Annotated in this window: 1 protein-coding gene; it reads right to left on the reverse strand. The window is 39.7% G+C overall.

What is annotated here, in order from left to right; translation table 11 throughout:
* Positions 1-83: 83 nt before the first annotated feature.
* The coding region (locus tag D7Y06_RS25170) for an IS4 family transposase (protein WP_199714859.1) at positions 84-1290 on the reverse strand (1207 nt) is incomplete at its 5' end.

Consider the following 1290-nt stretch of genomic DNA (forward strand, 5'->3'; position numbering starts at 1 on the left):
ACTCAAACTTCGCACATAGATTTTAGCTATGCACCTTGAAAATTCAATATCTGGCAGTTATTCAGTTGTCAATGTTCAGTCAATTATGCCGTTTGCAGCTTCGATTTTAAAAGTGCAGGTATTGCATCCATAAATGCATCTACCAGCTCGTCAATTTTTTCATCAGAGATATCTATCTGATCCGCAAGCAGAGTCCTGAACATTTGAAGCAGCATTTGAAAAGCCTGTATCCATGTGATATCAGACAGCTCATCAGAAAAGTATAAAAACAGTTCTCCCATAGAACGGATATCGTTTGATTCCCGGTTCTCTAAGGAAAGCATCATATATCTTGTAAAAACGATTGCTGTATGGGCAGTCATTGCATCATAAGATATGGATCTGCATTCTTTGCTTAGATTAAGATAGCTCTTGCAGACTTTGAAGAATACTTCAATATCCCAGCGTTTTCCATAAATGCGGATAATCTCTTCTTCACTTAGGCTCACGTCCGTAGAAATAAGGCAGAGATATTCATTTCTCTTGTTTCTGTTACGGACATAGACCACTTTGGCAGGGATGATTTTTCCTTCCTTTACAACGTCCACCATGACGGAAAGCAGATATCTGGAACGTCCACGCCGTTTCCTGTTTTTGTTGTAAATCGTTGCCAGTGGCATGTCTTCGCCGTTATAACGGAAGAACATTTTAGGTGTTTTCTTTACCATTGCAATCACATCATATCCGATTACTTTGACAGCATGAAGAGAGCTTGGAGAAGAGAACCAGCTGTCAAAAAGAACGTATTTAGCTGGAATATCAGCTTTTTTAGCCGATTTTAAAAGTTCCAGCATGGCGATCGTTCCTTTCTCAACAGCAAGCATACGGCGCTTATATCCAACTGTTCTTTTATCAACTTCCTTTGCTTCGTTGATTCTGTTCTTTTTATTTTCGGTGGAGAGAAGGACACTGTTGACCGGGAGAAAAGTGCTTCCATCTGACCAGCCTAATGTAAGCATACGAAAACCAAATTTATAACAATGTTTTGCATGGTCATATGCCTTTGCAAGAAGTTCCACTTTTTTGGAACGGTTACGTTCAAACATGGAATCGTCAATAATCAGTACGTTAGCACGGTCTGCTGAATCAAGCGGGGCAATGGCATCCCTGATGATTCGGCTGGATAAAATCGTTGTGAACCGGATCCAGTTAATCTGGAGCATTTTCATAAAACGATAAACGGTATCCTTTGCAAAATCCGGTGTATCTTTTCCAATCAACAGGTTCATATACATACTTCTGTTTGAAAAT

Source organism: Roseburia sp. 1XD42-69, from assembly GCF_003612565.1.
Lineage (GTDB): Bacteria > Bacillota > Clostridia > Lachnospirales > Lachnospiraceae > Roseburia_B.